The sequence below is a fragment of the Ktedonobacterales bacterium genome (assembly GCA_036557285.1).
Classification (GTDB): Bacteria; Chloroflexota; Ktedonobacteria; order Ktedonobacterales; family DATBGS01; genus DATBHW01.
The window spans coordinates 60,633-86,183 of record DATBHW010000022.1 but is presented as its reverse complement, the minus strand read 5'-3'; the positions used below and the strand labels follow the sequence as shown (position 1 = coordinate 86,183).

The window sequence follows — 25,551 nt, the reverse complement described above, 5'->3', positions numbered from 1 at the left end:
GATAAATCGGCGCGGCTTCTTGGGATTGCCCTACGCGGCAGGTGGCCCCCAAGCCAGGTCCGCCGTGTCCAGGCGGCTACGCTTGCCCGCGAACGGGTGACGATACTTTTCTTGCGGTGGCAGCACATGCCCCGGTTCGCCGGTATAGTGCTGACTCAGAATGTTGGCTGCCCCTACCGCGTCTCGATGGGCCACAAAACCACAAGCCGGGCAACGATACACGCGCCCCTTGGGTTTGGTGCAGTGACCACACTGCGGGCAGGTCTGCGAGGTGTAGGCTTCTGGGCAGAGGGTAACGGTGATGCCCGCTGTCTCTGCCTTATAGGTGATGTAGGCGCGCTGGCGGCCATGCGACCACAGGCCGATCTTCTGCTGGCTCAACGCGCGCAGGCGTTTGCCATCCGCTACGTCCCTGACATCGCCAATGACGAGCGTACCCACGCCGCGCTCCCTGGCCCACGCGACGACGCCGCGACTGGCCTTGTGCTCCATGTCTCGCGCCCGCCGCTGCTGTTTGGCGAGAAAGCGCCGCTTGCGCCGTTGCAGTCGCTTCCACGAACGAGAGCCTTTCTTTTTGCGGTCCTGTTTGGCGCGTATCTCGGAGAGTCTTTTGGCCGTGTATTGCTGGTTTGCTCGCAGCGCCCGACAGGTGATGATGACCGTCTCTTGTCCATCAGTGAGGGCTGCCGGGTGTATCTCGCCCAGGTCTACCGCTGCCGTGTGGGAGCCTGGGGCGGGTTGCGGCTCCAAGCCGTCTTCTATCACCAGATGCCACCTATAGTGCCGGGCGGCGCGGTCCCACACCAACCGCACTTCCAAACAGGCAGAGCCAGGCAGGGAGAGCAGGTTGGACGGCGCCAGCAGGGAAACCGGAGCCAGCCCCCGCGCCCGCGCCAAGAGCAGATGGTCGCCTTTCCTGCTGATGCCGGTGCGTTTCCAGATCGTGGTGCGCCAACGCTTCCGATGATAGGGGTACTTCGTCTCCAATCCCGTCGCCTTGCACGTCTTGGCCGTTTTGCAAGCTTTGTAGAAGCCCTGTTGGGCCGCGTCCCGACTGTGGGCGTGCAGCGTGGTTGGCCCGCCCAGGGCGTCTTCCAGGCGCTCGCCAGACGTAGGAGCCAGCCAGACACGCCTCTTGCGATAGAGGCGATAGTGGCGGACCAACATGTCCGTGTAGACCCGCCCGCTTTCCGCGTTCAGGGCGTCGGCTTCTGCCCTGGGCAGTGTGCAGGCACACTGTACAGTACGCATCATGGGCGTGGCTCCTGCTTGGGGCGAGCCGGGAGGGTGATCGTGAGCGTTGGGCTGGCGGCCAAGACCCGTAAGGCAAGCCGCATCGCCTGGCTGTCTGATTCACAGCCATATCGGGTCTTGATGGTTGCGAGGGCTTGCACATCCTCTGGCTCTAAACGCAATAACTTTTGTACGGTCATGCCTAAAGTATATCATAACAATATATCTGGCGTCAAGGAAGGGCTAAAGCCCAAAAGGAAACCCGCCTAGACCCCTGTCGCTAAAGACGGCATGGCTTGTGGCGGGTTTTTCTGTCAATTTCGCGGCTCTGGTGTGGTACAATCACCTGTGTTACTGTACGGCTATAGGCGCTTGCTGCCAGGTCTGGCGATAGCGCAGCAGCTCCTATAATTGCAGCGGCCTCTATAATTAAAGAGCAGGTTCTGAGTTTTTAATCACTGTTTTCTGGCCTGTAGCTTGCGAAAATAGGCAATGGTAGCGTTCATTACGCATAGACGGATAGGCGCAGAGTGCGTTGGTATACCACGCCAATAGCAGACGCCTTCCAGCGATGCCAACAATAGGCGAATGTAGCGATAGGCGCATGTAACGATAGGCAAATGTTAAGGAAGAGCAATGGCTTCAATTTCGCAATTTCCCCAGTCCTCTGCCGACCACTTGAACGGCGCAATTGACCCCCAGGCGGCAATTGTAACGCAGGGGCTGGTCCGCGCCTTCGGCCCCAAGATTGCTGTCAATGCTCTCAACTTGACCGTACAGCGGGGAGAGTTTTTTGGTTTCCTTGGCCCCAACGGCGCAGGAAAGTCCACCACCATCAAATTGATGGTCGGGTTGCTGCGCCCAACAGCGGGCCGCGTCTGGGTCGGCGGCGTTGATGTCTGGCGCGATCCCCTGGCGGCGCGCAGGCTGATGGGCGTTTTGCCAGAGCAACTGAATCTGTATGATCGCCTGAGCGGGCGCGAATTCCTGACCTTCGCCGGGCATATGTACGGATTGGACAAGGGAGAAATCAGCCGCCGCTCGGAAGATTTGCTCACGATCCTGACGCTGGCAAGCGACGCCGATAAATTGATCGTGGATTACTCGGTGGGCATGCGCAAGAAGATCGCGCTGGCCGCTGCCCTCATCCATCGCCCGCAGGTTCTTTTTCTGGATGAGCCGTTTGAGGGCATTGACCCGATCAGTTCACGCATCATCCGCAATATTCTGCGCGACCTCACGGGCGCGGGCGTCACTATCTTCTTCTCTTCCCATATCATGGAAGTGGTCGAGCGCCTGTGCAGCCGGGTAGGCATCATCAATCAAGGCAGCCTCGTCGCCGAAGGCACATTGCAGGAACTACGCGAGCGCGGCGCGCGCGACGGACAGACCCAGGAAGCCGCGACGCTCGAAGATATTTTCCTCCAGGTGGTGGGCGCGCGCCAGGAAGGGGGAAACCTCAGTTGGCTGGAGTAGCCTCCACACCGCGCGCGAGCAAAACTGCGCCTCCTCCGCGCCAGCGAATGATTCACTGGTCAAATATCTACTGGCTCTTCTGGCTGCGCACGAAACTGCTGCTGCGCGGCTACACGCGTGACTGGCGCCGCCTGCTCGGTGGTATCTTGCTGCTGCTGATCGCCATCCCATTCCTGGGAGGCATCGCACTGGGTACCTTCGCCGGATATGTCGCCCTGCCTCACTCAGAAGCAAGGGAACTCCTGCTGATGGTCCTGGTCGGGTTGTATCTCTTCTGGTCGCTGCTGCCTCTGCTCGAATTCAGCGTCAACGAAGGGCTAGATGTTACCAAACTCACGCTCTATCCGCTCACGCGCGTCGAACGCATGATCAGCCTTTTGCTCGCCACCTTGCTGGACATTCCCACCCTGGGCATCGCCGCCCTGTTCTTCGCCATTTTGCTTGGTTGGGGCGTTCCACCAGTCACGCTGTTGATGATCCTTCCCGCCTTATTGGTGGCCTATGTCCATATTGTCGGGCTGAGTCAACTCGTGCTGGCGACATTTATGGGCCTGCTGCGCAGCCGACGCTATCGAGACCTGACCATTATCGTCTTCGCCCTCTTTGGCTCCGCCTGTTCTATTGGGCAGCAAGTGATCGTCCGCCAGTTCAATAAGTTTGATAGCAGCGATCTCGCCCTCATTCACCTGGCGCAGTACCTGCGCTTCACCCCGCCAGGCATGGCCGGATGGGCCATCGTCAGGGCTAACGAGGGCGCCTGGCTTTCAGCCCTGGGGTGGCTCGCCGTCAGCGCCGCGTGCGCCATTCCCCTGCTCTGGGCCTGGATGGTGATGCTGGATCGTGGGCTGGCGATGGCCGAATCTGGACCCCAGCAGACGCGCCGCCAGCGCCGCCAGATACGCCTGCCCAGACAAACTGGACAAACCGCCAGCATCTCCCAAGGCGCAGAACTGGCTGCTGCGATACCTGGAGGGGCCAGCGCCAACCGGGCGATCAGCATGCCGCGCAGCAGCGAGAACGCCGCGCCCAGCCTGGCTGCCAGGGCGGCTTCCTCCATGCAGCGCGCCAGGAGGTTTCTGCCTCCGTCGGTTCGCGCCATCTTTGTCAAAGAGATGCGCTACTTCTGGCGCGACCCCCAGATGAAGGCGAGCATGCTTAGCTCGTTCTTTATCCTGATCGTGCTTTTTGTAGGGCCACTCTTTGGCTCGCGTCCCGGTGATCCCAATGAGCGCCCCTGGACAGTGCTTTTCTCGTGCCTGGCCCCGCTCTTTATGGCGATGAACTTTTCGCTGAATATCTTCGGCCTTGAGCGCCAGGCGCTCACCACGCTCTTCCTTTTTCCGGTGCGCCCGCAGTATATTTTCTGGGGGAAGAATCTGGCGGTAGCAAGCGTCGCATTTGGCGAACAAGTCCTCATTGCCGCCGCTTTCGCCTTTATTACCAATAGCTGGGGCTATTATATCCCTGCTATCGTCGTTGGCATGGCGGCCATTGCCGTGATGATGGGGTGTGGCAATATCCTATCAGTGCTGCTGCCGTTCCGCGTACCCCAATTTAGAATGGGCGCTTCAGCCAGCGGCTCACCCGAATCCGGCTGTTTACGCTCGCTGATGGGTATGTTCTCTCTAGGCGTAACGCTGGTGGTGCTTGCGCCAGTGATTGCTGGCGTGGTCTTACCGCTCATCTTGAGCGCGCCCGATATACTGACCATCACCTTGCCACTCGCCTTGCTCTATGGTCTAATCATTCACCAGGGGGCAACACGATTCATCGCTCCTCGCCTGGAGCAGCGCATACCAGAGATTCTGGCGCAAACCACCAGAGAGTGAGGGCGCAGAGACTAAGCCGACATGAACACCTCAATCACCTTTGCCATCGCTTTTAGCGCGGGGCTGGCCTCGTTCCTCTCTCCGTGTGTCTTGCCCCTCGCGCCTATTTATCTGGCGCAGCTCGTCGGGCCAAGCGTCATCCAGTCCACTGAGCAGCGCACCCCCTCCATGCGCCTGTATACGTTTCTGCACGCCCTCCTCTTTGTCCTGGGCTTCTCGCTGGCCTTCATCGCGCTGGGAGCGACGGCCAGTGTGATCGGACATTTCCTCAAGGATCACCAGATCTTATTCCGCCAGGTCGGCGGCATCATCCTCGTGATCCTGGGGATACACCTCGCCGGTCTGTGGCGGCTCCCGTTTTTGTACCGCGAGGCCCGCTTTCACTACCGCATCAGCCGACCAGGCTTCCCTGCCTCCTTCTTAATGGGCGTGATCTTCTCCATCGGCTGGACGCCCTGTGTCGGCGTCATTTTGGGCAGCATCTTGCTCCTGGCGGGCGCCAGCCAGACCTTACAAACCGGCATAGCCCTGCTGGCAGTCTATTCGCTCGGCCTGGGGCTGCCTTTCCTGGCAATGGGCCTGGCCGCCAACATGGTCTCAGGCTGGCTCAAACGCCTCAAGCCCCATCTGGGGAAGATCGAGATTGCTACAGGGGCGCTGCTGGTCGTGGTCGGTATAGCCATGTTCCTTGGACTGATCAATTATCTGCCCCAATATTTCAATTTCCTCCCCGTCAGCGGTTAAACCGTGTATAGCTGATGGAGTCTTGAGATAGTTACCTCGCCTGGTATACTACTGTAAGGGGATAAAGCAGGCTGAGAAAACCGTCGAAAGAAATGGTGCAAGCAATCTGGAGGCAAAGGTGGCAGCGATATGACAACACCGTCAATGGAAGCCGCAGAAAGAGAAACCGCGCAGATGGCGGCGGAAGAGCCGTCTTCTGGCCCGCCAACCTGGCTCATCATCGGCTCGGCAGGCGCTCTGGTGGCGCTGGCAGCCGTCATGGTCTTCTGGCCGGGGGCCACTCTGCTCGACCGCTTGCGCGCCTTGGATGGAGGCATCTGCGCCCAGCTTCCCACTCACTCCTTCTATCCCGACGGCCAGCGCCTGCCGCTGTGCGCCCGCAACACCGGCATCTATCTGGGCTATACGATTGCCTTTGTAACCCTCTTTCTGACCGGACGTGGACGCGCCGCCCAATTTCCTCGCTGGCCGCTGGCGCTGGTCATGTTCATCTGTATCGCCGCGCTTGGTATTGATGGCTTGAACTCGCTCTTTCTCGATCTGCGCCTGCCACATCTCTATCAGCCACATAACCTGATCCGCCTCACCACCGGGCTGCTGACCGGCGCTTCTATGGCCTGTTTCCTGATGCCCGTCACCAACTCCGTTCTCTGGAAAGAGATGGGCGAACAGCGCAGCGTAGACTCCTGGTGGCAGCTTCTGCGCCTGCTGCCGATCCTGGCGCTGGCGTTTCTGGCAGTCGGGACACAGGCGGCAATCTTCCTGTATCCCGTAGCAATTCTGAGTTCATTCGGCGTAATAACGGCACTCTGCCTGATCAATCTCACTGTTATTGTCGCTGTCTCTGGCAAAGCCTGCTTGCTGAACACCTATCGCCAGCTCTTCCCATTTTTCTCGGCTGCCTTCTTGATGGCGGTTGGAGAACTGGTAGGACTCTTCTACCTGAACCACTGGCTGCTGCAACAGGTAACTGCCTGAGCAGCCTCAGCATCTCTGGGATCGGGCGCCTGGAGGATATATGGCATCAGCTTATACGACAGTAAATGAACCTATACACCTGGATATTGAGAAGAAAGTCTGGGCAAACGGCTGCTGGCACGGGTTCCACCAATTATCGGGGGTTGCCACCTGTAGCGCCGCCTTCCTGGCGGCTAGCCACCTGTAGCGCCGCCGGGACGGCGGCTCAACGCTGCGCCAGGGCGCGCGTTCGCCCTCCGGGCCACGGCGCCAGCAGGCCAACGCTGGCCGCCAGGAGGGACGCGCGAGCGACCAACGGGAGCGAGAGTGCCGAGGCATAGCCGAGGCAAGCGGCCCTTCCCGAAGGGATGGCGGCGCTACGGGTACACCGCCCCACAGCCCCCTGCCGCCGTCCCGGCGGCGCTACCAGTGACCCCGCTTTTTGGCAGAACCGCTGGCACACTCCGGCTTGCAATTTCGTCAGGAACTAGCTATCCTATAGCGGGCATAATCCCCCGACGCTGCCAGTCCTGAAATGAGATGAACGCAGGAGCATTTCAAGCGAAGGCACTGGTTGGGCTGGTTGCAGGATGGCATTATTCTTGCGCCAAACATCGAGTAGAGAGCGCCATTCTTCCATCTCTTTCTCCGATACCGGCAGTAGCACATCAGAGCCTGGTGCAGCAATCACCCCTATGAGAACCATCATCCATATCAACGCTGCATCCGCTGAAAGGTGTGCAGAGCGGGAGAGCAGGGCAGCCTGGAGACAACTAAAGCATGCTTGTGCAGAACCTTGAAGTAAGGTATAATGATAGCAAACACAGCAGAGGCGCTTCGCATAGCGACAAATCCTGCTCTTCCGGTAAATCGGGGGGTGCCGGTCATGCCTAACAAATATGAGCGGGAGATTGAGGAAATCTTGCGGAACATGGAGCGCACTGAGCCAAAGCCATCTTTCCGCGAGCGGCTGAACATGCGGATGCGTGGGCAGCCCAGGCGACCGGAACCGATGCGACCCAGGCCGGCGCGGCCCTCTCTTCACCTCAACTTCTCAACATCAGAGTGGTGCTTTCTTGCCGGAATCCTCCTGGGGTTAATCGCGGCAGGCTTCGCTTATGTCAATGCGCAGACCGGCAATGTATTGACGGGATTTCTGGCTGTTCTGGCGTTTGTTTGTATCATTATGGGCATTATCACCCCCTGGCGAGAGAGCCGCCGCCCTCTCTATGGGCGCTCCTGGTATGGGGAGACCAGCGCGCCAAAGCGATCACTACCACGCCCTTTTCGTTTTGTAGTAACGCAGTGGAAAATCCTCCAGCTCAAAATGCGCTACCGGCGCCACCGGGGGGGATAGCCCCACCGTTGCGGGCCTATAGCTCAGTGGTTAGAGCAGCCGGCTCATAACCGGTTGGTCGCAGGTTCGAACCCTGCTGGGCCCACCTTATGCAATTCTATGACCGCGCAAAAATCTTCGTAAAAGCCGGAGATGGCGGCAGCGGCTCTGCCCATTTTCGGCGCGAAAAATACGTCCCCTATGGCGGACCAGATGGCGGCGATGGTGGCCGGGGCGGCAGCGTCTACCTCCAAAGCGACACCAGCCTCAACACCCTGGTAGACTATCACTACCGCCAGCATCACCGCGCCGGGAGCGGGGGCAACGGCTTCAAGCAGCGTTCCCACGGGGCTAAAGGCGAAGACGTTGTGCTGCGCGTGCCTGCGGGTACCGTCGTCCGCAAGGCCGATTCCGGCGAATTGCTGGCCGATCTGGTCGCTGCCAACCAGCGCGTCATGGTGGCGCGCGGCGGGCGCGGCGGGCTGGGCAACGTTCACTTCGCCACCGCAACCCATCAGGTTCCGCGCGAAGCGCAAAAAGGCGAGCCGGGCGAAGAAAGCTGGCTGACCCTGGAACTCAAGCTGATCGCCGATGTCGGCCTGGTCGGCTTCCCCAACGCCGGGAAATCCACCCTGCTCTCAGTCGTCAGCGCCGCCCGCCCCAAGATCGCCGATTACCCGTTCACCACCCTGACCCCCAACCTTGGCGTCGTAGTAATTGGCGAACCCGGCTCCAGAGATGAGCTAAGCTTTGTGCTGGCTGACATCCCTGGCCTGATCGAAGGCGCCGCCCAGGGGGCCGGGCTGGGTCATGAGTTCCTGCGCCACGTCGAGCGCACGCGCCTGCTGCTGCACTTGCTGGATGGCGCATCGCTGGAGCGCGACCCCTGGGAGGGTTTCCAGGCTATCAACCGGGAACTGGCGGCCTACAGCGAGGCGCTGGCCGCGCGGCCCCAGATCGTCGTCTTGAACAAGATCGACGTGCCAGAGGCCCAGGCGCGCTGGGCAGTCCTCCAGCAGCAGGCCGAGCAGGCCAATCTGCCGGTGTTCGCCATCTCAGCCGCTACGCGCCAGGGAGTCAACGAACTGCTCTACTTCACTGCCAACCGCCTGCGCGAACTGCAAGCCGAGGCGCGCGCCGAGGCCGAGCGTTCCCCAACGCCTGCCGGGCCGGTCCTGCGCCCAGAACCTGAAGATGCTTTTACCGTGAGCCGCGAACAGCACGTATTTGTGGTGCGTGGCAAGCGTGCCGAGCGCGCGGTGGTCATGACCGACCAGGAGAGCGAGGAAGGCATGGCCCGCCTGGAAAACACGCTCCAGCGCATGGGTGTCACCAGGGCGCTTGAAGAGGCGGGCGTCCAACCGGGAGATACCGTCCGCTTCGGCAAAGTAGAACTCATCTGGGGAGAATGAGCCAATTGGCTGCGCGCCCCCGCAAGGTGATACGCTCACTTGGTCCCTGGGCTAACCACCATCTTCCAGGCGTTGTGCTGATAGCGCAAAATGGCCCCGTCATCTGAAACGGCCCAGCCGTCGCTCGCCGAAAGCAGCAAAACAGCCAGGTCATACCCATTCAATTCCGGCCCAGTTACCTGCTTCCATTGCCCGCCAGTGTAATGCAGATAGAGCGTTGTTGAGTCAATCACCGCTTTGGCGACGGAGCCAAACGCCCAGCCATCGTCAGGCGCATCCAGCGCAAGGCTCTTTACATTCATCGGTGTCGTGAAGGTTTGCATGGCTGTCCAGGTCTTCCCATCATAGTGCGCAAAGACCGTATCGCCGCCATATGACCCATCGGCAATGAGCGCGTTCCCTGCTCCAGCAGGACGCTTGAAGCCAACCGCCCAGCCATCGTTGGCCGAAGTCATGGCTATGTGGCTAATATCCACTCCAGGAATCCTTACCTGGGTCCAGGTCTTCCCATCGTAATGCCAGGCGCCAAAGCCGCTGTCCTCTGACTGCCCAACGATCCAGCCATCTGTTGGCGCAGTCATGACCACCTGATTCAACGTCATCGTCGCCAGGGGAATCACCTGCCAGGTGGCGCCTGTATAATGCAGCAAGACCCCTTGCTGATGGTCATCCCCTCCAACCGCCCAGCCGTCACTGGCCGAAAGCATCGCCAGCCCGTTCAGATTCACCCTGGGCAGCGACATCTGCGGCATCCAGCGGCTCCCGTTATAGCGCAGAATCAGGCCGAAGAGGGTGTTAGCGGCGTCGTGGTAGCTGCCAACCGCCCAGCCATTCGTCGCTGAAAGCATCGCCACCTGGGTCAGCGTCACATCCTTCGCCTGAAAGCCGCCGCCAATCGCGTTCGTGATGCGTTCCCAACGATGGCCCGTGTAGCGCAAGATCAGGGGTATCCCGCGATCACTGCCAACCGCCCAGCCATCGCTGGCTGAAGTCATAGAAATGCCGTAGAGCGAATCACCAAACGTTGCCACATAGGCCGACGCTTGAAGAGGGGCGTCAGTTGGCTGAGGGGAAGCGGCAGCGGTAGAAGCCGCGACAGGGGCCTGGCCTGTCTCCGGCTGAGAAAACAGCCCGCTTTTCAAGAGCGCGACACCCAGAGCGACCACCACTACCACCACAACCACTACGCTGAGAACAGGGAGCAGCCTCCGGCGCTGCCTGGGTGGCGCCGGAGGCGAAGGGTGAAACGACTGGGACGGGCGGCGCACACGCTCCGAGTTGCTCAAGATGCTGGCTCCATGCGATATGCGGCTTTGCGCTTATCAGACTGCCAGCCTATAGCAAGGATACTCCCAAAAAACAAACAAGTCAAGATATTTTTGGTCCGATTTCTAAACCTTTGGAGCGAGGAGAAAGCGCGAAGATAAATTGTTAGCCAGAGAGAAGCTTGACAGGCGGTGTACCGTAAATGCGAATCCTGGTCATACCTCAGTGAGAGCTTTTATCGTATGTACGGCGCGGGGCAGAATATGTTAGGATGGGAGAGAAGGGAATGCCGCCGAAAGTACGCCAGTTGCGCGCTGAACTACAGAAGGCTGGCTTTCAGGAAGAGGCCAGGCGGGGGAAGGGTAGCCATACATGGTGGGAGCATCCCGATGTGCCAGAGTTCCCGGTCAACCTGGCTGGACAAGACGGCGATGATGCCAGGCCGTATCAAGTGAGAGATGTGCGTGACGCGCTGGCGGCGCTCAAGCGGAAACAGAAAGGGAAGAAAAAACTATGAATGCGCCACTCGCTGTGCAGCGCTATGCCGTTGTGATTGCGTGGTCTGATGAGGACCAGGCGTATATTGCTTCGTTTCCCGACTTTCCCACCCTGCGCACGCATGGAGCGACCCGGCGCGAGGCTCTGGAGAACGCAGAGCAGGTGCTTGATATGGCGGCTGAAGTTGCAGCCAGGCATGGGCGAGTATTGCCGCAGGGGCGCTCAAAATAGCGTTCCTTGCGTAGCGCAGCAAAAAAAATACAACAGAAGGAGCATGGCGATGGATTTTGGTATCAAAGGCCAGGGAGCGGTCATTGCCGCTGCCAGTAAAGGACTGGGGCGCGCCTGCGCGCTGGCCCTGGCGGCTGAGGGTGTCAACGTCGCCGTCTTTGCCCGCGATCTGGACGCGCTGAACGAAACCGCCGCAGCCGCGCGGGCTCGTGGCGTCCAGGCACTCGCCATCCAGGCGGATGTCACCCGGCCAGACCAGATTCGCCAGGTGGTCGAGCGCGCGGCCAGTGAGTTTGGGCGGCTTGATATTCTCATCTGCAACGCCGGTGGCCCGCCGCCGGGAACCTTCGCCTCGGTGAACGAAGAGCAGTGGGAGCAGGCGTTTCAACTCAATTTGATGAGCGTTGTCCGGCTCGTCAACGCCGCGCTCCCGCATATGCGCCGTCAGGGTGGCGGGCGCATCATCACCCTCGTCTCCACCTCGGTGCGCGAGCCTATCGAGGGCCTGATCCTCTCCAACAGCATCCGCCCTGGGGTCATCGGCCTGGCAAAGACGCTTGCCAGAGAGCTAGGGCCAGATCACATCACCATCAACAACATCATTACCGGAAGCATCATGACCGCCCGCCAGCGTTCCCTGCGCGAGCGCACCGCCCAGCAGCTTGGCATCTCCCTGGAAGAAGCCATCAAGCAGGTGGAAAAAGACATCCCGTTGGGACGCCTGGGCGAACCGGAAGAACTGGCGGCTCTGGTTGCGTTCCTCGCCTCGCGCCAGGCCGCTTACATCACCGGCGCCAGCATCCCGGTTGACGGCGGCATCATGAAAGGCATCTGGTGATCCGCCCGCAAGCTTCAAGCTTCGATTCGAGGGAGCGAAGCAAGGGGCCTTCTGCTCTGAAACCTGGAAAGCTCCTTGCTTCGCTCGTTATTGCGCGGCGTCAGTCCCGCGCAGGCCAAGCGCATCCGCCTCGGCCTCCATCGCGTGAATCACAAACGTAATATGCTCGGTCAGGTCCACTTCCAGACCTTCCGCGCCCTTGATGATCTCCTCACGATTCACGCCGCGCGCAAACGCTTTATCCTTCATCTTTTTCTTGACCGAACTCGCCTCCAGGCCCAGGATACTCTTATTGGGCCGCACCAGCGCCGTAGCCGTAATCAGGCCGGTCAGTTCATCGCAGGCAAAGACCGTCTTAGAGAGCAGATCGTTGCGCGGCAGCCCATGATAATCGTTATGCGCCTGCACCGCGTGGACCACATCATCAGGATAGTTCTGCTGGCGCAGCAGATCAGCGCCCACCTTGCCATGCTCCTCCACGCTCGGGTGCCGCTCGTAATCAATATCGTGCAGCATGCCCGCAATGCCCCACCTGTTCTCATCTTCGCCAAACTTGCGGGCATAGGCGCGCAAGGCTGCCTCCATCGCCAGGCCATGCTTGACCAGACCTTCATTCTGGTTCCACTCGGTAAAGAGGCGAAACGCCTCGGCTCGATCTAACGCCATCAAAAGACCTCCAACCAATCTGTTTCACCGCTTGCCAGGAGCCTGAGACTCCTGGCGTTTCTTGTATTGTACCAGGGCAGGGTTCGGGGCAACATCCCTGCGTTGCTGGCGGCGGTCATGGTAAGTCTCATGCTATAATCCACCCTGGAAGGCGCGCAGCCGCCACAGTGCCTCAGCAATAGACCAGTTACTCAACGGCGAGGAGATATATCCCCGTGTCAGACTATGTGAAGGTTGCTTCTGTCTCAGACCTGGCTCCTGGTGAAATGACCCTGGTAGAAGTGGATGGAGAACTCATCTGCCTGGCAAACGTCAATGGCGCCTTCTACGCGATTAGCGATGAATGTACCCATGTTGGCGGAGCTTTGAGCGATGGGGAATTGGAAGGATACACCGTTACCTGCCCCGTACACTTCGGCCAGTTTGATATTCGCACTGGCGAAGTCCTCCAAAGTCCTCCACGCGAGGATGCCACAACCTTTGATGTCAAAATCGAGGGAGAGGATGTCCTCATTGCCAGGCCGGAATAAGCTGGGAACCAGAAAGTGCAAGATCAATGGAAGTGCGCGAGATTTCTGACCGCGCGCAATGGGATAACTTCGTCTCCCAGGCGCAGACCGGCCATCTGATGCAGTCCTATCAATGGGGCGAACTGATGCAGCGCGACGGGCGGCGCATCATGCGCCTTGGCGCGCTCGAAGCAGGCCAGCTTGTGGCAGCGGCGCAGGTCCAGTTTGCGACCATACCCTACGTGAAGGCGCCCTGGCTCTATGTCTTGCGCGGCCCGGTCGTGGATGACCCGGCATCGCCCGCCCTGTCGGCCATCATCAATGAACTCCATCGAATCGCCCGCCGCGAGCGCGCCGCCATGCTCAAAATCGAACCTCACGTAGAAGAGGGTACGCCAGGCTGGCGCGAGGCGCTGAAAGGGCTGGGCTTTCAGACCAACCCGATCCCCGCCCATGTGCGTCGAAGCTGGCTGCTGGATATACGCCCTCCCGAACAAAAGCTCCTGGCCGGAATGAAACGCTCCTGGCGCTATAACATCAAGGTTGCCGAGCGCGGCGGCGTTCAGGTGCGCACCGCCTGCGCGCCAGAAGATATGGAAGCCTTCTATCGCATGTATCAACAGACCAGCCAGCGTGACGATTTCACCATCCTGCCGCTCAAGCACTATACCAACATCCTCGAACTCTTTGCCGACGACGCGCGCCTCTTCCTGGCAGACTACGCGGGTGAGCCGCTGGTAGGACACCTGCTCATTCGCTACGGCGCGGGCTGCTGGGATATGTTCGGCGCAACAGCCGAAGCGCATCGCAATCTCAAGCCCGGCTATCTGCTCCACTGGAAAACGTTTTTGTGGGCCAAAGAACAGGGGTGTTCACTCTATGATTTTCGCGGCATCCCCGAAGTGTTGGAGCCAGGCGAAGAAATGTGGAACGTCTACGAATACAAGCGCGGCTTTGGCGGCTTCTCGCGCTTAAGCCTGGCAACCCACGATTATATCTATCGCCCGCTGCTCTACTGGCCGGTCACGCTGGCCGCGCGGGCGCGCGTCAACTGGCGACGCCGCCAGCGAAGACGCTGGGAATTGCAACGCGCTCAGCGCGGAGAGAGCAGGAAATCAGAAGAGAAGACCGCCGAAGAGAAAGAAAAAGAAGCGGCTGAACCTGTGGGAGAAGGGCCAAAACACTAACCCGGCGGCGCTGGCTGGCGCTGGTCTGAAACTTGCACGCCATGAAAGGCAGAGCGCTCAGGCCACAAGAGAGAGGAGACCTCCCAATGCAGCCAGCGCCAGACCCAAACCAGGCGCCTGCCGACCCATCAACGATACCGACAGTGCCTCTGGCCCCACAACCAAAGCCGCTCATCCCCCAGCAGCAGGGGGTAGCGGGGGGCCGGGGCCTTATGCCAGTTCAATCAACCATCCCCCCCGATCCCTACGAACCACCACCGCTGCCCGTGAAGCAGGGACAGGCCGGTTCTGTATCAGAAACACTCGAAACCGTAGAAAACCAGCAGACCACCGAAGAAGAAACCTTCTACAGCACCGAAGTAGACGCGCCGCCCTCGCCCAGCCAGCGGATGCGGCGCATCAGCAAAACGATACGCTTCATCTTTATGGTGATAGAAATCGTGCTGGCGCTGCGTTTTTTCTTGAAGCTGATAGGCGCCAACCCGGCCAGCCCGTTTGGCGCTTTTCTCTTCGGGCTGACCGATCCCCTGACCGGCCCATTCGAGTCTTTGCTCGTCAACCCACAGATTGGCGCTGGTGAGGTCGAATTCACCACCTTGCTGGCGCTGATCGTCTATCCCGTCTTTGGTTGGATCATCATACGCGGCATCCAGCTCATGTTTTATCGTGAGCAAGGCGGCCAGCGAATCTTTCGCCAGAAACGGCAAACCAGCCACGACGGCTTTTAAGCGTCTCCGCCCAACGGCGCGCAGAGCTTCAGCGCCCTGGCGCCTCAAGCATCTGACGCAAAAAGGCCAGGAGCGCGTGAAACTGCTCCTCAGTAAGCTGCCCCAGCAGTGGCGCGGTTTGCTCACTGCGGCTGTTCCCTATCGCTTCCATATCCAGGCGCGCTGGCCCACGCATAGCCGCCGCCCGGCACAGAATCTCGATATTCATATTCAGAGCCGTCGCAATGGCCGCCAGCGTCTCAACGGTTGGTGAACGGCGGCGGTCAGAGCGAGACGTAATATAGCGACTGAGCGCCTCGCGCGAAACGCCTGAGCGCCGCTCCAACTCAGAATAAGAGCGGCAGGAGGAGGTAGCCTCCGCAAAGCGGTGTTCAATCAGGTGGCCCAGCGGATTGCGCGTAGATTCGGAGCGCCGCCCCGAACTACTTCCTCCACCAGCGCCCAGATCAGCCGGAGCGCCGATCCTTTGACTATACGAATGATCAGAACTTATTGAATGACCAGATGGCCCAACATGAGAATACATCCTTTGGATACTCCTCTAGCCTGGCATGAAGAAGATGCCTGCCACCGGCAGAGCAGGTGGGCATGGGGAAAATGCACAGCGAGTATGTGCCTCGCAGTGTAGCAGAGATAGGACCGAGATACAACAACCTGAAGACCTTTTTGGAGACGCTTTCTGTAGCTATTTAGACCCACGAAACACCCTTCCATCATTATATCTCTTTTATCGTTTTTCAGTTGCTCACTTCCTTCATGGTTCCACCAGACATGAGATGTCGGCAAGCGAAGCGTGTTACTTGTAGCGCCGCCATCCTGGCGGCCAACGCTGCGCCAGGGCGAGCGTTCGCCCCCCAGGCCACCGGACCAACAGGCCAGCGTTGAGCCGCCGAGACGGCGGCGCTACCAGCGGCAACCCCCGATCATTGGTGGAACCTTGCTTCATAGACGCCTTGACTGATTTTGCCCGCCAGTCCTATAATGAGGGGACTCGACCTGCATATCTTCCTGATCTGGTAACGCCTATGGAATCTGATCATACTGAAATGGACCCGCCTGCTCTGGCAGCGTCGGCCCTGGATGGGAACCAAACGCCTGCCCTGGATGGCAAGAAGGCGTGGAACAGCGCCATCGAGCAGGAATGGAGCGAACACAGCGCCACCGCCTGGGCGCTGGCGCACGTCATCCATCACATCCGCTCGACACCGCTTCCGCCATTCCTCTTGCCAGAACAACAGCGCCATTTCCAAAAAATCATCCTGATGGCTGCCGCGTTGATGGAAGAATGGCAGCGCAGCGAGCGCGATCAGGCGCAGCAGCTTGCTATTGGCAGGCCAGTAACCGGGCTGCCGATGGCAGCCGACCCTGAAGAGCCTGCCGCCGAGCAAGAGCCTGATGAAGCGCGCCAGAACCACACCCTATAACCAGCAAGATATAATACAATGGTTAGGCGGAAAAGACGGGAATAGCAGGAATAGCAGGAATATCGAGGAATAGCATGAGTGACGCTCAGCCAAAAGCAATCGTGTTGCTGAGTGGGGGGCTTGACTCCACCACCACGCTTGCCGTTGCCAAACAAAAGGGCTTCGCACCCTACGCGCTCACCTTCCGCTATGGGCAGCGCCACGAACTGGAGATTGAGGCCGCGCGCCGCGTTGCCGCGCGCCTGGGCGTGAGAGAGCATGTCATCGTCGAAATTGACCTGCGGCTCTTCGGCGGCTCCGCCCTCACCAGCGACCTGGCCGTCCCCAAGGGGCGCGCCCTGGCCGAGATGGGCCAGGGCATCCCCATCACCTATGTACCCGCGCGCAACACCATCTTTCTCTCGTTTGCGCTGGCCTGGGCCGAGGTGTTGGCAGTGAACGACATCTTCATCGGGGTCAACGCCCTGGATTACAGCGGCTATCCCGATTGCCGACCAGAATACATCGCCGCCTACGAGCAGATGGCAAACCTGGCAACCAAAGCAGGAGTCGAGGGCCGCCAGCGGCTGACCATCCACACCCCGCTGATCGAACTCACCAAGGCTCAGATCATCCAGCGCGGGCTTGAGCTAGGGGTTGACTACTCAATCACCCTTTCCTGCTATGATCCCGCGCCCACCGGAGAGGCTTGCGGGCGCTGTGATGCCTGCCTGCTGCGGCTCAAGGGGTTTGCCGAGAGCGGCGGGCAAGACCCCGTTCCCTATCAGCTAGAGAAACAGGCGCCAGCATGAGCTACGCAGTTAAAGAAATCTTCTATACCCTGCAAGGCGAAGGCGCCAATGTCGGGCGTCCGGCGGTCTTTTGCCGTTTCGCCGGATGTAACCTCTGGTCGGGCCGCGAGGCAGATCGCGCCAGCGCCATCTGCACGTTCTGCGATACCGACTTCGTGAACACCAATGGCCCTGGGGGCGGCAAGTTTGCCTCGGCGCGCCCCCTGGCTGAAGCCGTCGCGGCAAAGTGGCCCGCGAACGCCGCGCCACAGGCCCGGCGATTTGTCGTCTGCACCGGCGGTGAACCGCTGCTCCAGCTTGACGAGCCGCTCGTCATAGCTCTACATGATCTGGGCTTTGAGATTGCTATCGAAACCAATGGCACACAGCTTCCGCCGCCTGGCATTGATTGGATCTGTATGAGTCCCAAGGCAGGCGCGCCGCTCGTTCTGCGCGCCGGGCAAGAACTCAAGCTGGTCTTCCCTCAAAAGGGCGCGGAGCCAGAGCGATTCGAGCATCTGGATTTCCAGCATTTCTTCCTGCAACCGATGGACGGCCCCCACCGCCAGGAAAATACGCAGTTAACGCTGCGCTATTGTCTGGAGCATCCTCAATGGCGGCTGAGTTTACAGACCCATAAGCTGCTGGGCATACCCTGAGAGGGGGCGCGCATGGAGATTTTCAAGGAGTTTACCTTTGAGGCCGCGCACCGCCTGCCGCACGTTCCGGCAGACCACAAGTGCGCGCGGCTGCATGGGCATTCTTTTCGCATAGAACTGCACGTGCGCGGGGCGGTGGACCCGGCAACAGGCTGGATAATGGACTTTGCCGACATCAAGCGCGCCTTCCAGCCGCTTTACGACCAGTTGGACCACAACTACCTCAACGAGATCGAGGGCCTCGCCAACCCGACAAGTGAGCATCTGGCCCGCTGGGTCTGGCAGCGGCTGCATCCCGCATTACCAGGGCTATGCCGGGTCGTCGTCCACGAAACCTGCACCTCCGGCTGCATCTACCAGGGAGAGGACGACTGACCGTTCTTCATCCCTGGGCTTGCTGCGCGGCCTCTGGCGTCTGCGCATACGTCGCGTCAACGGTGATCGAAATGCCGCCGCGCACACTAAACGCGCCGGTCACATGGCAGGAGACCGGCTGCAACGCCTTCACCAGATCATCGAGAATCTGATTCGTCACCTGCTCGTGAAAGACGCCTTCTTCCCGATAGGACCACAGGTACAACTTGAGCGATTTAGACTCCACGATGCGCTGATCGGGGATGTAGCGGATGGTGATCGTCGCAAAGTCCGGCTGCCCCGTCATGGGGCAGACACAGGTAAACTCCGGGCAGACCAGCGTGACCGTATAGGGTCGGCCAGGGTGCTGGTTAGGAAACGTCTCCAGTTTGCGCACTGGCTGGCGCACCTCGCGCCCCAGCAGGGTCAAATCTTTGGTTAGCTCCTCATTCGTTTTATCGCGTTTTGTCGCTTTTGTCGTCTTCTTGGGCATAGCCTGACTCCATTTCGCCTCATCAAAGCGTTCGTTGGGATACATAAGCGCACAGGGTATTGTATCTTGGCTCAGCCCCTCCAGGCAAATGAGGCGCGAGGCTCCTTTGCCGGTTATACGCTGTCGCGGTTCCACCACCTATCGGGGGGACGCCACTTGTAGCGCCGCCCCCCTTCGGGAAGGGCCGCTTGCCTCGCCTGGGCCTCGGCATTCTCGCTCCCGTTGGTCGCTCGCGCGTCCCTTCCAGGCGGCTCAACGCTGGCCTGTTGGTCCGGTGGCCTGGGGGGCGAACGCTCGCCCTGGCGCAGCGTTGGCCGCCAGGATGGCGGCGCTACAAGTAACACGCTTCGCCTGGCAACACCTCGTGTCTGGCGGGAACCGCTTGCCGCTCTCAGGCCAGATGCGCTATACTAGGTGTTGGTTGGCAGCGCCTGTGATGAGCGGCCAATCAGGAGAGACTTGCGCCAACACCGCGCCGGTGATGCTCTGCATGCAGGCGCGCGACGATAGCAAGAGCCTCCCAGGCTCTCGAACAGCCTCCGCAGGAGGCGCCGATTACAACACAGCGCGGCAATCCGCGCGAGGAGCAAGTGCCGATGCAGACAGCATCTTCCAGCACGATCACCCCCCACACACATCACCGCAAGGTACGTTCTATCCACTATACCCTGAGCTACACGCTCCAGGGGCAGGAACACGGCACAGATAGCGCGGTCCTCCTTCTGCATGGGCTGCCCGGCGATTCGTTCTCCTGGCGGCGCATTGCGCCAGTACTCGCTGCCAGGCGCGCCGTCTACACCTTCGACATGCTCAGCTACGGCAAATCAGACCATCCCTGGCCTGCCGATGTCTCCATCTGGGGGCAGGCGGATGTCCTGGCCCCTTGCCTGCGCACGCTCGGCCTCTCCAATATCGTGCTGGTCGGCTATGATGTTGGCGGAGGCGTGGCCCAGGTGCTGGCGACCCGCATGGCAGCCGAGCGTATCAAGGCCATCGTGTTGATTAGCACTACCTGCTATGCCCAGGCTTTCGCCGATAACTGGCCGCTGCCGGATATGAGCCAGCGCCAGGAGTACGACGCTCCACGCCGTACCACCAGCGAGCAACTGCTCGCAGACTTCAAGGCCACCTTTCCCAGGGGCGCGGCCAATCCCAAGGCAATCACCTCTGATATTCTGGAGCATTACCTCGCGCCCTGGACCAGCGAGGTTGGCAAAGAAAACCTCTTCCAGCACATTCGCAAGCAGCTTCCAAACTACAGTATGTCTGTGGCCTCCGATATGAAATGGGTGAACAAGCCTGTTCTCATCATCTGGGGCGAAAAAGACGAGGCGCTATCCCCCGCCTATGCTGAGCGCCTGCACCGCGATATTCCCGGATCGCGCCTGTCGCTGCTGCCCGACACCGGGCATCTTGTTCTGGAAGAAGCGCCCGATGCCGTTGCGCGCCTCATCGGCGATTTCATCGCGGGCCTCTAATATCACAATCCTGTTGCATGCTTGCGGCTTCGACTTGTAGCGCCGCCTTCCAGGCGGCTTGTCGTCTAGCCGCCTGGAAGGCGGCGCTACAGGTACAACGCTCCGCTTCATGCGGATGTGATATAACCCCTAAAAGCTGTAATAAAGGTTATAGCTGCCGTCTAAACGCATCGGCCCCGCTCCCCTGACCAGAGGGGAGCGGGGCCGATATAATTTTCTTTGCGCGCAGGTTTGTGCGCAGCTAGGATGCCAGGGGTTGCTCAAGGTGTCTGGAAAGCCGGATATAGTCTTCCAGGGCGCGCATATAGAGGCGGCCCAGGCGTTCCAGCGCGTGATCGGGTTGGCCGCGCTGCTCGGCCTGCGCCAGATCGTACCATAACTGCTGCACGCGCCGTTCAGCGCACTTCAGTTCAGGATGAGAAGCGGTTGTCCCTGGCATACTCTTCCCCGATCTAGCAACTAGCTGGCGCGCCGCGCGTTGTTATACTCGCGGCTCAGTTGGCGGATCAGCGCGCCCGCGCCCGTAAAGGTCAGGACATTGGGAGCGGGTTCTTCGCGGCCAAGCGCCGCGCAGAGCTTGCGAATGCTGATAAGCTGCTGCTCATTGGCGGGCGGTTCCCCATCGGCCTCTGCCTGTTCACCCATAGAGGCTTCTGGCGCTGCTGTGGCCTTCGCAGGAGTACGCGCCGTCTCGCCTGTTCCGGCGCGGCCAGGGCCAGAGGATGGCCCGCGAGTCGGGCGCTCCACAGGGCTATCTACGATGCGCTGCTTCTCGTCCAGTTCGGGCGCAAATTGTGTTCCAAAGGACAGACCAGCGAGCGCACGACCAAGCGCCTTCGTGGCCGCTTTCTCGTAGTAGTCATTGAAGTCCGCCCGCGTCTCGGACCCTTCGCCGGTAGCGACACGCCCGCAGACATCCAACTCCACGCCGCGAATGTTCACATGCCGCCAGGTCTCGTCTTTGCCGTCCCAGGCAATCGTGAAGAACTTGGCAAAGCCATTCTGACGATCATGATCCAGTTCGACGGTGACATATCCCGCGCGCGAGTCTGTCGCCTGATGAAACCAGACCAGCCGCCAGCGCACCGGCAGATAGTCTTTGCCCTGTATCCGTAAAAGATGGTCATTTGGGTTGAAGTCTTTGATTTGTTCCTGACTCGCCATGTTCTGCTTCCTCCTGCCCGGTATGCCCGACAGTACTAGAAATCTTGTTCTAATTTTATCACCTGTATCCTGCTCTGTCAAACCAGGCGGCTAGCCGTTAGAGTCGCTTGCTGCCTATGCTCGCGCTCGCCATATCATTCTTTTTTTGGGGGGCAAAAACGGAGTTTCTACAATGGCGTTTCCACATAAAAACGCCTGATAAGACGCTGACGGCGCAGCAGTGTTCACTTGTAGCGCCGCCCCCCTTCGGGAAGGGCCGCTTGCCTCCCCCTGCGGGGAGCGGCCCTTGCGGGAACTGGGCCTGCGGCCTGGGCTGCTTGCCTCGGCTGGGCCTCGGCACTCTCGCTCCCGTTGGTCGCTCGCGCAGCCCAGTTCCCGCATTCTCCCTCGCTGCGCTCGGTCGCGGGCCGCTGCTATGCCTCGTCGAGCGAGAGGTCCTCGCTCCCGTTGGTCGCTCGCGCGTCCCTTCCAGGCGGCTCAACGCTGGCCTGCTGGTCCGCTGGCCTGGAGGGCGCACGCTCGCCCTGGCGCAGCGGTGGCCGCCAGGATGGCGGCGCTACAAGTGGAAGCCGCAAGCATGCAACAGGATTTGAGAGTATAGCAACTTTGCCTGAAGAAAAGTCGTCTAAAAAGATGCAAGGAGCACCACGATCTTACGCTTAGAGGAAGCGTTATCAGTCTGCTATTCGCCTGAAGGGGTGTACTATGTCAAACCTGCATCACCACTTCTCAATGCGCAGCTTTGTAATTCGCTCTTTTTCTCCGCTCAGCAAACCCGGCTGGAAAGCGATCTTGCTGCTGCTCTTATGCGGGCTGCTCACGCTCGGCACGAGTCAGAGCGCCACCGCGGCAGCGGCGTCCATACCCTATATGCACCCCTTCTTTGCCCGCTTCACCCCCTCGGTGACGTATGAGCAAGCGCTTCGCCTGGTTACTGATCTGGGGCTGCAACCGGCTTTTGACTGCGCAATCTGGCAGCCAATGGGGCAACAAGACGCCTTTGCTAAAGAACACCGGCTGCTCATAGCGCCTGCCTATCTGATGGCGCCTGATGATTGGTTTGTGCGGCTCCAGCAGACTGCCGGGGTAGAGACGGTGGTAGAAGGCTTCCCTACCATTGCGGGCTACACCCCGCCGACTTCCGTCCCTGCCGATGCGGTCTATACCTGTCCATCTCAAGGGACCGCCCCGCTGAACTCCGGCGAAGCAGGAACCTTTGCGCAGATCAGCTTTGCCTCTCCCCAAACGACCTATGACCAGGCGTTATTCGATGTCAGCGACATCGGCCCTCAGCTTGCTGATCCCTGTTATGAGCAAAGCCAATTGCAACGATTCTCTCTACCCTGGCATCCAATGGGGCAGGCGGATCGTTTCGCTCAGAGCAGCACGCTCATCGTCCAAACCAATAAGCAGGTCACGTCGGCCCAATGGCGATACCAACTGCGTGCGCTCCCAAATGTCATAGCAGTCGAAACGCTCGCGCCGCCCTCCTGGTGCTGGACTCCCATCCTGATCGCTCTTGTGGCGTTCGGCGCGCTGAGTATCGCGGTGCTGGTCGCTGTCTTCTGGGTGGTTTGGAGGAGGAGATCAAGGCGCAGAGGAGGTATTAGCGATCCAGCCGCTGGGTGAGTCGCCGGGTTTTCTGGCTGATCTCCTTGACTATGGTTTCCGCCGCGCCGCCGCTGGCCTGGCCCTGCGCCAACTGGCTGAGCGCCGCCTGGGTTTCGGGGTCCAGATTCGCCAGCACATTGGGGGCCAGGCGCGTCGTCACTTTTCCTGTCTCACGATATTCATCCAATGCGCGCGTCACCAGCCGATGGGCGCTGGCTTTCTCCGCCATATTCATCACCTCCGCGTTCACCGCCTGCGCCTGCGCCGCATCGGCGACGTACTCGACGAGTACATCCGCTGCTACGGTTTCGTTAAAGAAGCCCAGATTCGGCACATCATACGCTACTTCCGCGCGCGCCAGCCGGAAACTGCCTGGCCGCTGTGCCAGCGCCATCAATTCGATCAACACGGCCTGCGGCGCGCCGCGCTCAATATCTCCCAGGGGGACCAGCGCCCGCCGATCAGAAAGGCCCGACTGGCCCAGATCGCTAATCAACGGCAGCGTTTTGATGACGCGGCGCGGCGTCACCCCAGCGGGCAAGTCCAGTGTCAGCGTCGCGTTGCGCACCGCCACCGCCGCCGCGCTCTGAAACTGCTGCTGAAACATCGTCAGCGCATCGGCAGGCTCGCGGATAAACTCCGCCGGTTGCCCTCGGCTGCGCGCGCCCACTTCGTCGAGCAGCTTCTCGTTCCACTCTGATCCCACGCCCATCGGATGAATGGGGATCGCCAGAATACGGGCGCTGTCGGCCAGTTCCAGGCATTTGTTCCGGTTGGAAGTGCGCCCGTCCGTCAGCAGCACCATGCGCGTGACGACATGCGGGCTATGGCGCTTCTTCAGTTCCTCCAGGCCAAGCGCCATGCCCCGCGCCATCTGTGTGCCACCGCCTGTGCGCAGGCCCGCGACCAGCGTTTGGATCGCCAGCTTATTGCTGGTCGGCTGCGCGGGGACAATCACCTTGCCATTGCCCGAAAACGAAACCACCGAAACGATGTCATCCGGCAGCATCTGATCGATCAGGATGCTGACCGCTGTGCGCACCGCTTCTATTTTCTTTCCGCTCATCGAGCCAGAAGTATCGAGGACAAAGCAGAAGTTCAAGGGGAAGCGCGCCGCCTGGATGGCATCCGTCGCCTGCACCGTAGCCAGGACATAGGTAAGCTGCCCAGCCGCTGAAACGGCTATGCGAGGTCGCCCTACCTGGCAATGCAGGTGCAGCGCCGGAACATGCGCTTCGCCCTCACGAGCATGGCCGCCTCCTCCAAATGGCATAGTAATGTCTCCTCAGTTCTTTCAAGGCGCGCGCTTTTTCGCCTGCCGTTGGGGTTTGCGCTTGCCGCTGTCGAGCGGATCGCCTTCTTCCATACGCTCGGTCATACGCCGGGCGCGCGTATTGATGCCCTTCATCACCGCCGACGCCTGCTCAGGGGCAACCTGTCCGGCCATCAGTTGCTCCAGTTGCGCGCGGGTCAGGTCGTCCAGCATGGCTGTTGCGTTCTGAGCCATGCGCACCGTCGAGTGTCCGGTGCGCCGGTATTCATCGAGCGCGCGGTTCACCAGGCGATACGCATTGGCGCGCTGGGCATAGGCCATGACCGTCTCATCAACTGCCGCCGCCTGCGCTGGATCGTTCACAAAGGCCACCAGCATATCCTGGCGCATGCTCTGTTTCATCAGGCCCAGCAAGGGTATATCATAGGTCAGTTCAATCTGGGCGATGCGAAAGTGTCCGGCGGTGCGTGGCTCGATCAACAACTCAAACAGCACGCCCTGTGTGGCTTCACGCGGTAGATCGCCCAGGGAGACCTCGATCTTCATCGAGTGCAAGACCGCTTCGCCCAGGTCATCCACGATGGGCAGCATACGCACCGCGCGACGCGCGGCCACCCCTGGAGGCAGGCGCAAATGCAGCATGGTGTTGCGCACCGCTATCGCCGCAGCAGATTGGGCCTGCTGTTGAAAGATACGTAACATATCTGCCGGTTGTTGCACGAACTCTGCGGGCATGCCGCCGCTGCGCTGGCCCAGATCATCGAGCAGCATCTCATCCCAGTTTGCGCCCAACCCCAGCGGATAGATGCCGACCCCCCAGGCGCGCGCCTGGTCGGCCACGTCGCGGCATTCGGCCTCGTCACCCGATGTACGGCCATCGGTCAAGACCACCAGGCGGCTGACCACATCCGGGCGCATATATTTGCTGAGTTCTTGCAAGCCGCCGCGCAAGCCCTCGGACATCTTTGTGCCGCCCCAGGCGCGCATCCCATCCACCGCAGCTTTGATGGCTTTTTTATCCTGCACCGGCTGGGCAGGCACAATTACATCCGCTTTGCCCTTGAACGACACCACTGAAAGACAATCGTTTGGCCCCAGCGCATCAACCAGCAGGCCAACGCCTTCTTTTACGGCCTGAAGGTTGGCCCCGCGCATCGAAAAGGAGCGATCAAGCACCAGCGCAAAGTTCAGCGGAAAGCGCAGCGCCTGCAAAGACTCCGCAGGACGCACCAGCGCCAGAATATACGCCACCTGCCCCTCGCTCGTCACCGGCATTGCTGGTTTGCTTATCTGGCATTGCAGCAGTACCTCGCCTGCCATAATCCGGCCTCCTTTCAGGGTGGACGCCCTCATTCCCACCGCTTTCTGCCTGTTCCACCACCGCCGCTCATTATCGGCTCTCTTCAGTATATGCC

The 25,551-nt window shown here is 60.2% G+C and carries 29 protein-coding genes and 1 tRNA gene; 19 read left to right on the top strand and 11 right to left on the bottom strand.

Translation table 11 applies throughout. The features are described 5' to 3' along the window. Nucleotides 1–30: 30 nt before the first annotated feature. Nucleotides 31–1,254, bottom strand: a complete 1,224-nt coding sequence (locus tag VH599_07895) for a transposase (protein ID HEY7348230.1) — start codon at nt 1,252–1,254, stop codon at nt 31–33. 615 nt (nt 1,255–1,869) lie between these two features. Here VH599_07895 and VH599_07890 point away from each other — a divergent pair. From VH599_07890 to obgE, 7 genes are all read left to right on the top strand, one after another. Further along, nucleotides 1,870–2,709, top strand: coding sequence for an ABC transporter ATP-binding protein (locus VH599_07890; protein HEY7348229.1), 840 nt, complete (start codon nt 1,870–1,872; stop codon nt 2,707–2,709). Then, the gene (locus VH599_07885; protein HEY7348228.1) at nt 2,697–4,538 is read left to right on the top strand and encodes a hypothetical protein; all 1,842 of its coding nucleotides are present in this window, start codon (nt 2,697–2,699) and stop codon (nt 4,536–4,538) included. Before VH599_07890 ends, VH599_07885 begins: the two co-directional genes overlap by 13 nt. Nucleotides 4,539–4,559: 21 nt before the next feature. After that, complete coding sequence (locus VH599_07880) at nt 4,560–5,282, top strand: cytochrome c biogenesis protein CcdA (protein HEY7348227.1); 723 nt, start codon at nt 4,560–4,562, stop codon at nt 5,280–5,282. A gap of 129 nt (nt 5,283–5,411) precedes the next feature. Beyond that, the gene (locus VH599_07875; protein HEY7348226.1) at nt 5,412–6,260 is read left to right on the top strand and encodes a DUF2085 domain-containing protein; all 849 of its coding nucleotides are present in this window, start codon (nt 5,412–5,414) and stop codon (nt 6,258–6,260) included. A gap of 865 nt (nt 6,261–7,125) precedes the next feature. Further along, on the top strand, nt 7,126–7,596 hold the full coding sequence (locus tag VH599_07870) for a hypothetical protein (GenBank protein ID HEY7348225.1): 471 nt from the start codon (nt 7,126–7,128) through the stop codon (nt 7,594–7,596). 12 nt (nt 7,597–7,608) lie between these two features. Beyond that, nucleotides 7,609–7,681 (top strand) — tRNA-Ile (locus tag VH599_07865). Nucleotides 7,682–7,685: 4 nt separating this feature from the next. Then, nucleotides 7,686–8,987 carry a GTPase ObgE gene (gene obgE / locus VH599_07860; GenBank protein ID HEY7348224.1) on the top strand — a complete coding sequence of 434 codons (1,302 nt, stop codon included), beginning with the start codon at nt 7,686–7,688 and terminating at the stop codon, nt 8,985–8,987. Nucleotides 8,988–9,022: 35 nt separating this feature from the next. On the opposite strand, the gene VH599_07855 is transcribed toward obgE, so the two are convergent. Beyond that, on the bottom strand, nt 9,023–10,273 hold the full coding sequence (locus VH599_07855; protein ID HEY7348223.1) for a hypothetical protein: 1,251 nt from the start codon (nt 10,271–10,273) through the stop codon (nt 9,023–9,025). 266 nt (nt 10,274–10,539) lie between these two features. Between VH599_07855 and VH599_07850 the strand changes: the two genes are divergently transcribed. Genes VH599_07850 through VH599_07840 form a run of 3 tightly spaced genes read left to right on the top strand, consistent with a single transcriptional unit; the run spans nt 10,540 to nt 11,820 of the window. Continuing rightward, nucleotides 10,540–10,770: a type II toxin-antitoxin system HicA family toxin gene (locus VH599_07850; GenBank protein HEY7348222.1), complete on the top strand. Its 231-nt coding sequence runs from the start codon at nt 10,540–10,542 to the stop codon at nt 10,768–10,770. Beyond that, complete coding sequence (locus VH599_07845) at nt 10,767–10,982, top strand: type II toxin-antitoxin system HicB family antitoxin (protein ID HEY7348221.1); 216 nt, start codon at nt 10,767–10,769, stop codon at nt 10,980–10,982. Before VH599_07850 ends, VH599_07845 begins: the two co-directional genes overlap by 4 nt. A gap of 49 nt (nt 10,983–11,031) precedes the next feature. After that, a complete protein-coding gene (locus tag VH599_07840) occupies nt 11,032–11,820 on the top strand; it encodes an SDR family oxidoreductase (protein HEY7348220.1) in 789 nt (262 codons plus the stop codon). 87 nt (nt 11,821–11,907) lie between these two features. Here the strand turns inward: VH599_07840 and VH599_07835 are convergent, their stop codons facing one another. Then, nucleotides 11,908–12,486, bottom strand: a complete 579-nt coding sequence (locus VH599_07835; GenBank protein HEY7348219.1) for an HD domain-containing protein — start codon at nt 12,484–12,486, stop codon at nt 11,908–11,910. 215 nt (nt 12,487–12,701) lie between these two features. Here VH599_07835 and VH599_07830 point away from each other — a divergent pair, with 215 nt between their 5' ends. From VH599_07830 to VH599_07820, 3 genes are all read left to right on the top strand, one after another. Further along, nucleotides 12,702–13,016 carry a non-heme iron oxygenase ferredoxin subunit gene (locus VH599_07830; GenBank protein ID HEY7348218.1) on the top strand — a complete coding sequence of 105 codons (315 nt, stop codon included), beginning with the start codon at nt 12,702–12,704 and terminating at the stop codon, nt 13,014–13,016. Nucleotides 13,017–13,042: 26 nt separating this feature from the next. Next, nucleotides 13,043–14,182 carry a peptidoglycan bridge formation glycyltransferase FemA/FemB family protein gene (locus VH599_07825; protein HEY7348217.1) on the top strand — a complete coding sequence of 380 codons (1,140 nt, stop codon included), beginning with the start codon at nt 13,043–13,045 and terminating at the stop codon, nt 14,180–14,182. A gap of 86 nt (nt 14,183–14,268) precedes the next feature. After that, entirely contained in the window at nt 14,269–14,910 is a 642-nt protein-coding gene (locus VH599_07820) for a YggT family protein (protein HEY7348216.1), read from the top strand. Between the two features lie 28 nt (nt 14,911–14,938). Here the strand turns inward: VH599_07820 and VH599_07815 are convergent, their stop codons facing one another. Together VH599_07815 and VH599_07810 are read right to left on the bottom strand one after the other, a co-directional pair. Then, complete coding sequence (locus tag VH599_07815; protein HEY7348215.1) at nt 14,939–15,436, bottom strand: helix-turn-helix transcriptional regulator; 498 nt, start codon at nt 15,434–15,436, stop codon at nt 14,939–14,941. Nucleotides 15,437–15,706: 270 nt separating this feature from the next. After that, the gene (locus tag VH599_07810; protein ID HEY7348214.1) at nt 15,707–15,856 is read right to left on the bottom strand and encodes a hypothetical protein; all 150 of its coding nucleotides are present in this window, start codon (nt 15,854–15,856) and stop codon (nt 15,707–15,709) included. Between the two features lie 79 nt (nt 15,857–15,935). On the opposite strand from VH599_07810, the gene VH599_07805 reads away from it, so the two are divergent. The 4 genes from VH599_07805 (at nt 15,936) to queD (ending at nt 18,138) form a co-directional block, all read left to right on the top strand. Further along, a complete protein-coding gene (locus tag VH599_07805) occupies nt 15,936–16,334 on the top strand; it encodes a hypothetical protein (GenBank protein HEY7348213.1) in 399 nt (132 codons plus the stop codon). Nucleotides 16,335–16,408: 74 nt separating this feature from the next. Then, nucleotides 16,409–17,125, top strand: a complete 717-nt coding sequence (gene queC / locus VH599_07800; protein HEY7348212.1) for a 7-cyano-7-deazaguanine synthase QueC — start codon at nt 16,409–16,411, stop codon at nt 17,123–17,125. Beyond that, nucleotides 17,122–17,763 carry a 7-carboxy-7-deazaguanine synthase gene (gene queE, locus VH599_07795; GenBank protein ID HEY7348211.1) on the top strand — a complete coding sequence of 214 codons (642 nt, stop codon included), beginning with the start codon at nt 17,122–17,124 and terminating at the stop codon, nt 17,761–17,763. Before queC ends, queE begins: the two co-directional genes overlap by 4 nt. A 12-nt stretch (nt 17,764–17,775) precedes the next feature. Then, nucleotides 17,776–18,138: a 6-carboxytetrahydropterin synthase QueD gene (queD, locus tag VH599_07790; GenBank protein ID HEY7348210.1), complete on the top strand. Its 363-nt coding sequence runs from the start codon at nt 17,776–17,778 to the stop codon at nt 18,136–18,138. Nucleotides 18,139–18,145: 7 nt separating this feature from the next. Here queD and queF read toward each other — a convergent pair whose 3' ends face one another. Continuing rightward, on the bottom strand, nt 18,146–18,610 hold the full coding sequence (gene queF, locus VH599_07785; protein HEY7348209.1) for a preQ(1) synthase: 465 nt from the start codon (nt 18,608–18,610) through the stop codon (nt 18,146–18,148). Between the two features lie 113 nt (nt 18,611–18,723). Then, entirely contained in the window at nt 18,724–18,954 is a 231-nt protein-coding gene (locus VH599_07780; protein ID HEY7348208.1) for a hypothetical protein, read from the bottom strand. 252 nt (nt 18,955–19,206) lie between these two features. Here VH599_07780 and VH599_07775 point away from each other — a divergent pair, with 252 nt between their 5' ends. After that, nucleotides 19,207–20,088, top strand: a complete 882-nt coding sequence (locus VH599_07775; GenBank protein HEY7348207.1) for an alpha/beta hydrolase — start codon at nt 19,207–19,209, stop codon at nt 20,086–20,088. 241 nt (nt 20,089–20,329) lie between these two features. Here the strand turns inward: VH599_07775 and VH599_07770 are convergent, their stop codons facing one another. After that, nucleotides 20,330–20,527, bottom strand: coding sequence for a hypothetical protein (locus tag VH599_07770; protein HEY7348206.1), 198 nt, complete (start codon nt 20,525–20,527; stop codon nt 20,330–20,332). Nucleotides 20,528–20,547: 20 nt separating this feature from the next. Beyond that, complete coding sequence (locus VH599_07765; GenBank protein ID HEY7348205.1) at nt 20,548–21,252, bottom strand: hypothetical protein; 705 nt, start codon at nt 21,250–21,252, stop codon at nt 20,548–20,550. Nucleotides 21,253–21,957: 705 nt separating this feature from the next. On the opposite strand from VH599_07765, the gene VH599_07760 reads away from it, so the two are divergent. After that, nucleotides 21,958–22,881 (top strand): hypothetical protein, encoded by a 924-nt coding sequence (locus VH599_07760; GenBank protein ID HEY7348204.1) that lies wholly within the window; start codon nt 21,958–21,960, stop codon nt 22,879–22,881. On the opposite strand, the gene VH599_07755 is transcribed toward VH599_07760, so the two are convergent. Further along, on the bottom strand, nt 22,859–24,136 hold the full coding sequence (locus VH599_07755; protein ID HEY7348203.1) for a VWA domain-containing protein: 1,278 nt from the start codon (nt 24,134–24,136) through the stop codon (nt 22,859–22,861). The genes VH599_07760 and VH599_07755 overlap by 23 nt on opposite strands. A gap of 21 nt (nt 24,137–24,157) precedes the next feature. Then, nucleotides 24,158–25,456 (bottom strand): VWA domain-containing protein, encoded by a 1,299-nt coding sequence (locus VH599_07750; GenBank protein ID HEY7348202.1) that lies wholly within the window; start codon nt 25,454–25,456, stop codon nt 24,158–24,160. Nucleotides 25,457–25,551 lie beyond the last annotated feature (95 nt).